This is a genomic window from Halomonas sp. DP5N14-9, assembly GCF_019802175.1.
Lineage (GTDB): Bacteria > Pseudomonadota > Gammaproteobacteria > Pseudomonadales > Halomonadaceae > Halomonas > Halomonas litopenaei.
The window spans coordinates 334,914-341,698 of record NZ_JAHVHR010000001.1 but is presented as its reverse complement, the minus strand read 5'-3'; the positions used below and the strand labels follow the sequence as shown (position 1 = coordinate 341,698).

The following is a 6,785-nucleotide window of genomic DNA, read 5'->3' as shown; positions in this document are numbered from 1 at the left end:
AAGAGACGGTGTCAGCATCGGATCATCCATGAGCAAAAGCTGCTAGATGACCACATAAGCTCCTACTGGTAAAGCGCTACGAAGCCCGTCGTAGCGCGGTTTTTCATGCGTTTTCCCTGATAGCTCCACCTGGTTGGTTGAGCCAGACTGCATGGCCTCGAAGTTTTTCTGAACCAAGGGTGACATCACAAAAAAATGAACATACCCAGGATCGGCAATCTTTGCGTTTGAGCGCACGATGGTGACATGGCTATCGACAACCGCACGTGGGAACTCACCTTTATACAAACAAGCACGGCCTATAGTGCCTGTTCCAGTAGAATTCCAAAGTAAATCGCCCTTCTTTAGGTAACGGACTTCATCCCACTTGGCAATTTGATCCTCGTGGACATATTTTACAAACTCTTTCTCCAGCCCATGCCACCGAACACACTTTTGGTTTATGACTGGCAGATCGCTAAGGTCTGCATATTTGGGCGACTTCCCCCTCTGCACGTACTCAGCAACATCTTCGATGGTTGCCAGTGCCCAGTTCCTAGACAATTGATCAGCTTCCATCACGCTACCAGCGCCTCTTGTAGCTCATTTAGCATCTCATTCAGTCCGTTACCCAGTACCTGTCTGGCGCGGAGGATACCACCCTGATCGGCCAGGCTGGGGACTTCCATGAAATCTCGCGGGGAGATCTCGGCATTGGCGGCGAGGTAGGCGGCGATGGCCCGCAGCCACGCCTCCTGCTCGGCGTTGTACTCACGTCCGGCTTTCTTCTCTCGGCCCAGCCAGAGGTTGAACCGGCGCTCCACCACGGCGTCGATGGGCTCCAGGGTATCGGTCTGCCCAAGGGCATAGCGCACCAGACTGACCACCTCGGTGAGCTGCTCATCCACCGGGGCACCGCGTACCTGAGAGGCCTCCAGGCGCTTGTAGGCCTGCCAAACATTGGCCACCGCCAGGTGAGGGGGCTTCTCCAGCATGGCGTTGACCAGTTCACGAATGGCGCCATAGGTGAGCCGCTGCTGGCCCAGCGGCTGGTTGTAGAGAATCTGCAGGGCGGTCAGCTCGTCCCGGTTCTCCTCGATGAAGGCCTTGAAGCTGGTAATGGTCTGCTCGGCCCGCTGGTGGTCGAAGTCGGCGTGGACCAGGGCGTCGGTGGTCACCTCGTCGATGACGATATCGCGCTTCTGCTTGATCTCCTTGAGCAGGGTGCGCAGCGCCGGCTTGTCGAAGGGCCGGCACGCTTCATCCATCAATTCCCCCACCACGGCTTGTTCCTGCTCTGGCGTAGGGGCCGGACCATGCCGGTCGGTGACGGCGGCCTGCTGGCTGTCCGGGTCGATGGCATCGAGCAGCCGGTTGGCCAGCTGGCGAGGTGCCTGGCCGCCACTGGCTTCGGCCAGGCGGCTGCGGTCCTCGTCGGTCAGCTTGCGATCCAGGGCGGATAGCCGGGCCGCCAGGGAGGACATGGCATCATCATCGCGCCGGCCCATGGCGACCTGTTCCAGCAGCGCATCGAAGCTCAGCGACCGCTTGCGCTCCAGGGGTTGGCTGGCATTCTTCTTCGATTCTGTCACCCCGACGGCGTCGATCAGGATGAAGCGGGTCTTGGTTTCGGCGTCCGGGGTCACCGCCTTGAGGTCGGCATCGGGAATGGTGCGCACGCCGCGCCCCTTCATCTGCTCGTAGTAGCCCTCGGACTTCACGTCGCGCATGAAGATCAGCACCTCCACTGGCTTGATGTCGGTACCGGTGGCGACCATGTCCACGGTGACGGCGACCCGGGGCATGGGGTCGACCCGGAAGGCCTTGATCAGCGCCTTGGGGTCCTCGCCGCTGTTGCGGTAGGTGATCTTCTTGGCGAAATCGTTTCCCTCGCCGAACACCTCGCGCACCGCATGCACGATCTCTTCGGCGTGGTTGTCGTCCTTGGCGAAGATCAGGGTCTTGGGCAGCCACTCCCCCGTGCGCTCCGGGAACAGCTCGGTGAACACGCGCTCACGGTAGGTCTGCAGCACGGTGCGGATCTGGTTGGGGTTCACTACCGAGCGATCGAGCTCCTTGCCGGTGTACTCGAACTCCTCGTCCAGTGTCTCGTAGCGCATCTGCCGCGTGCGCCGGTCACGCACCGGCACCTGGTAGCCCACGTCGCCGGGCTCCACCTTGCCACCCTCCTCGGTCACCCGGGTGCGAATGCGGTAGATCTCGTAGCCGACGTTGACCCCATCGACCACCGAGCGCTCGTAGGGGTACTCGGCCACCAGGTTCTGGTTGAAGAAACCCAGGGTGTGCTTGGAGGGGGTTGCTGTCAGGCCGATGAGCGAAGCGTCGAAGTACTCCAGCACCTGGCGCCACAGTCCGTAGATGGAACGGTGACACTCGTCGGTGATGATGAAGTCGAAGGTCTCGATGGGGATCTCAGGGTTGTAGCCGAGGGGCAGCGGTTCCCCGTGCTCGCCCTCCCACTGCTCGAAGGCCGAGGCCTCCTCGTCGGCTTCGTCCAGCGGCTTGCCACGCAGCATGGCGTAGAGGCGCTGGATGGTGGTGATCACCACCTTGGCATCGGGGTCGATGTGGTGCCCGTGCAGGTGCTGAACGATGTAGGTATCGGTAAAGCGGTTGGTCGCGCCCACTGGCTGGAAGTTCTGGAACTCCTTGAGGGTCTGGTCGCCAAGGTTGTTGCGATCCACCAGGAACAGGATGCGCCTAGCGCCCGCATGGCGGATCAGGCGATAGGAGAAACTGCAGGCGGTGAAGGTCTTTCCCGAGCCTGTGGCCAGTTGGATCAGTGCTCGCAGACGATCCTCCGCTAGCGACTTCTCCAGACCCTCAATGGCCTCGATCTGACAGTCACGCAGCCCTTGGGTCTCAAGGAGCGGCAGGTGGCGCAGACGGGCTCGCAGGGTCTCCGTCTGGCGTAGCCACTCATGCAGTGTTTCCGGACGGTGGAAGGCAAACACACGACGAGAGCGCGGCTTGGGGTCGCGCAGGTTGCAGAAAAAGGTCTCGTCTCCGGTGCTCTCATAGTGATAGACAAGCCGCTGCTCCCAGCGGGCAAGGTGCTCAGGCAGCTCGGCCACGTACTTGGCCGACTGCTCGGCCACGCCACTGAGCGTCACCCCGGCCTTCTTGGCCTCGATGACGCCGGCCGCCTTGCCATCGATGAACAGCAGGTAGTCACAGTAACCGGCGGGCAGGTGGAACTCCCTGACGGCCACCCCGAACGCCGCCTGTCGGTCGAAGTCGCTTCTGTCCTGGATCACCCAGCCTGCATCTCTCAGCAGCTGATCGATCCGGCTCCTGGCCTGCTCCTCCGGCTGTTGCACGGCTCCCTCCATCCCCTGGTCATCGCGTGGGTGGTCCCACGTCTGCTCTGTCTGCCTCTTCCCTGGCGGCCCGAATAGGCCAGCAGCCCTTGCTGAGTGCTGCTCAATCGCCTAGAGACGAAAAGGCTCTACCCCAAGAGTACCGGCTAATGAACAGGTTTTCCTGTTGGAGCTGGAGTCATTGAGTCCTGGTTAGCCCTATCGCCGAGCAACAAGATCTCTGGCGGCAAGCTACTGTTATTGCGAACGCGGCGGATTAAGAGCCGATCGGCGGTCCTGTTGCGACTGGCGGCAAATGTCATCGAGCGAACGCAGACGGTGATGAGCGCATACTACCGCCAGCTGGCAAGTCGCACCGGCAAGGTCAAGGCGGTGACGACCAGCGCGCGCAAGCTGGCTCTGCTGTTCTATAACACCCTGCGCTATGGCTCGGCGGCTCAGGATCCTGGCGTCGATTACTATGAGGCGCGCTATCGGCAAGGACTGGTGGGTAACCTGCACCGGCGTGCGAAGTCGCTGGGCTTTGAACTGGCCACGTTGCAGCCCCTCAATCAGCGAGTTTTGTAGGAAAGTGTCCGCGGCAGCCAATACGCGTCGCATGAGTACCGCAGCACGCTGGACGGGTATACTTTCCAAGCTCCGATGAGCCATAAGGGGAACCGCTGGGACAATGCCGTCATGGAGCGCTTCTTCGGCTCACTGAAAAGCGAGTGGATGGGGGCCAGTGGTATGCGAGCCAAAAATCAGCGTGGCGCGACGTGATTAACTAAATCGAAATGGAGTACAACAGCTGCCAACTCCTCTCGACCCAAGGCTAACAGACGCCGGGGGAGATTGAATTGGCAGCTGCGGGGTGAAAATGTGTACGCTGAATTGACCAGAATAGGACGCGGACACCAGTGGAGGGTTTCTCCACCAAACAGCCTTCTCGACAGGGTGACGTACAGCAGCGAGACCGAAGCCGCACGACCAATCATTAAAACTATCAAAAACCGCAATTTTGATTATTTTTACCTATAGAACGACATTTTCAGATCTCCCGATTCTGCTGAACCACCGATGCCTACTAAGCAAAAAATAGCGGGGGTACCTGTGGGGGTACCAAGAAATTTAAAAAATAGAAATAACCCAAAAATCAAATGTTTGACGATACTTTTAGCGGGACGCCGCCTCCACCAACACCGACGAAAAGGCCACCTCATCTGAAGGTGGCTTTTTTGTGTCCGACAGATCCCAAAGGCAAAGAAGACCCAAGGGCGAGGTCGGCGCTCTCTACAGACCCAGGGGGTTCGATTCCCGCCGACTCCACCAACACCAGAAAGATGCCACCTTCCCAAAGGTGGCATTTTTCGTTTCAGGGCACACCCCCAGAAAAGCAGAGCCAAGGGCAAAGTCGGCGCTCTCTACAGACCCAGGGGTTCGATTCCCGCTGCCTCCACCAACACCGACGAAAATGCCACCTTGTGTATCAAGGTGGCGTTTGCTGCTGGAAGATCTCGAGCCCCAGCGACGATGGCCAGGTAAGCGCGTGACAGTGCCTGTGATGGCGGAGAGGTAGGTGGCGTCGGCTCTCACTCTTCCTGACGCTTTCCTTCGACAGGTGTGAGCGGGCTGTAGTCCTTGCGCGTGGCCAGGAACTCGGGGCGAGGCTTGTTGCCGCAGTAGGGGTCGTGGAGGGTATTCTCGACACTGTTATAGACGAAGAACAGGTTACTTCTCGGCCAGCAGGACATATTGATATTGGAGCCGTGCAGCGTATTGCACTCGAACATCACCAATGAGCCAGAATCGCCTTTCGGCGCCTCTATATCGTTCTCCAGCATCAGTTTCTTCAGGCTGGCGGCATCAGGAACACCGATGTCCTGGCTCTTCAATGACTCCTTGTAGTTGTCCTCCGGGGTGCGCCCGACACAAGGAACGAACTGCTTGTGGGACCCTGGTATCAGCATCAAGGGGCCGTTGAATTCACCGTTATCCGTCAGAATGATCGAGCAGCTCAGTGACCGCATCCGAGGCATGCCGTCTTCGCTATGCCAGGTCTCGAAGTCCGAGTGCCAGTCAAAACCTTTCCCCTTGAAGCCGGGCTTGTAGTTGATACGAGACTGATGGATGTAGACGTCGCTACCGAGTATCTGCTGCACCATGGCCAATAGCCTCGGGTCCCGTGTCAGACGGCTGAAACGATCCGAGACCTGATGTATGCCGAAGATTGACCGGATCTCCTGTTTTCCGGGCTCCAGCACCGTCCCTTCGGACAATTTGAGGTCTTCGTCCTCTTCGTACTCCCGCAATTCCTGGATAAAGGCATCCATCTCTTCTTTGTCGAAGAAGTTCTCGAAAGAGAGAAAGCCTTTTCTATCAAACTCATCAAGCTCTTCTTCGCTGAGGGGGCCATTCGCTCGCTGCTGTTCATCGCAATGAACGACCGGGTCGATGCGCTCGAACATGCCCAGCTTGCGCTCCAGGCGTGTCGGAAAAAGATCCTGTGTATCTCGCATGGTGGCTTGCTCCCTTGTCATGGCAGAATCGCTGAACGAAAGACGAAGACGCCATGCCTGGCCGAGTCACCAATGAACCGTCGCGGACAAGACTCGATGGGCGCTTTACGTCAAAGCTGTTGCAATAGCGTCTGAACAACGTCAATTCGAAAGTCATCAAGGTAATCCTTTACGTCGTCATCAGACGCTGCCAGAGCAGGACGCTGTTTCGTACTTATTATTGAAAAGAGTTGTAACGCCGTGTGACTTCACTTCTTCACATTACTTCGAATCTCGACGGTCAGATTCGGCGGCGGCCAAGGTAGCACCGCTATGCCCAGGCAAAAGCGCAAAAACCTCCAGCGAAAGGATACCTCCACGAAAGAACACAGGCCGACACACTCCCTGGCGAACGTCGCTCTTCCTTCCATGTGATTTCGCCCACTCGCCTCTGGATACGTTTCGGTATTCAGGCAACTGGCGTTGAAGACGTTCATGGCAAGTGATTATGCTGGGACTGATCCGGGTCGAACCTGGCGGAGTCTGGCTTTTCGTCGTTGGATCTGTAGAGCCTGCCAGGCAGCAAACTATTTACGCCGGTACGACAATCTTCTTTCCCTTCAAGGAGGTAACCATGCCAGCGAAATCGAAAGCCCAGCAGATGGCGGCAGGAGCGGCCCTCGCTGCCAAGCGCGGAGAACAGAAGGTGAGCGAACTCGACGGTGCCGCCCGGTCGATGTACGACTCGATGAGCGAAGACGAACTGGAAAAGATGGCGTCGACCGAGCGTACCGGCAAGCCCAGGCACGATTCGCAGTCCTAGGGCTTGTCTGAAAAGTGCCTGCGCTCGGTAATACGGCGTTAAAAATCGGCTGGTGCGCCAGCCCGGTCAAAATGCTCATTTACACCCCGTAAACTGCGCTTTCTCACCGATTTTTTGCCTTGTCTAACCTTCGCTCGTCGACTTTTCGGACAGCGCCTAGCCAGA

At 58.2% G+C, this 6,785-nt stretch carries 5 protein-coding genes and 1 pseudogene; 3 read left to right on the top strand and 3 right to left on the bottom strand.

The genetic code is table 11. The features are described from left to right. Nucleotides 1-42: 42 nt before the first annotated feature. Together KUW00_RS01600 and KUW00_RS01595 are read right to left on the bottom strand one after the other, a co-directional pair. Nucleotides 43-558 carry a hypothetical protein gene (locus KUW00_RS01600; protein ID WP_222568087.1) on the bottom strand — a complete coding sequence of 172 codons (516 nt, stop codon included), beginning with the start codon at nt 556-558 and terminating at the stop codon, nt 43-45. After that, nucleotides 558-3,320, bottom strand: a complete 2,763-nt coding sequence (locus KUW00_RS01595; protein ID WP_222568086.1) for a DEAD/DEAH box helicase family protein — start codon at nt 3,318-3,320, stop codon at nt 558-560. Before KUW00_RS01595 ends, KUW00_RS01600 begins: the two co-directional genes overlap by 1 nt. Before the next feature lie 321 nt (nt 3,321-3,641). Here KUW00_RS01595 and KUW00_RS01590 point away from each other — a divergent pair, with 321 nt between their 5' ends. Continuing rightward, nucleotides 3,642-3,887 carry a hypothetical protein gene (locus KUW00_RS01590; RefSeq protein WP_222568085.1) on the top strand — a complete coding sequence of 82 codons (246 nt, stop codon included), beginning with the start codon at nt 3,642-3,644 and terminating at the stop codon, nt 3,885-3,887. 3 nt (nt 3,888-3,890) lie between these two features. Then, nucleotides 3,891-4,087 (top strand): annotated as a pseudogene (locus tag KUW00_RS22305) (IS3 family transposase); the annotation flags it as partial. 804 nt (nt 4,088-4,891) lie between these two features. On the opposite strand, the gene thpD reads toward KUW00_RS22305, so the two are convergent. Beyond that, nucleotides 4,892-5,818 carry an ectoine hydroxylase gene (thpD, locus tag KUW00_RS01585; protein WP_213227508.1) on the bottom strand — a complete coding sequence of 309 codons (927 nt, stop codon included), beginning with the start codon at nt 5,816-5,818 and terminating at the stop codon, nt 4,892-4,894. Nucleotides 5,819-6,431: 613 nt separating this feature from the next. On the opposite strand from thpD, the gene KUW00_RS01580 reads away from it, so the two are divergent. Next, nucleotides 6,432-6,620, top strand: coding sequence for a DUF3008 family protein (locus KUW00_RS01580; protein ID WP_108131823.1), 189 nt, complete (start codon nt 6,432-6,434; stop codon nt 6,618-6,620). Nucleotides 6,621-6,785 lie beyond the last annotated feature (165 nt).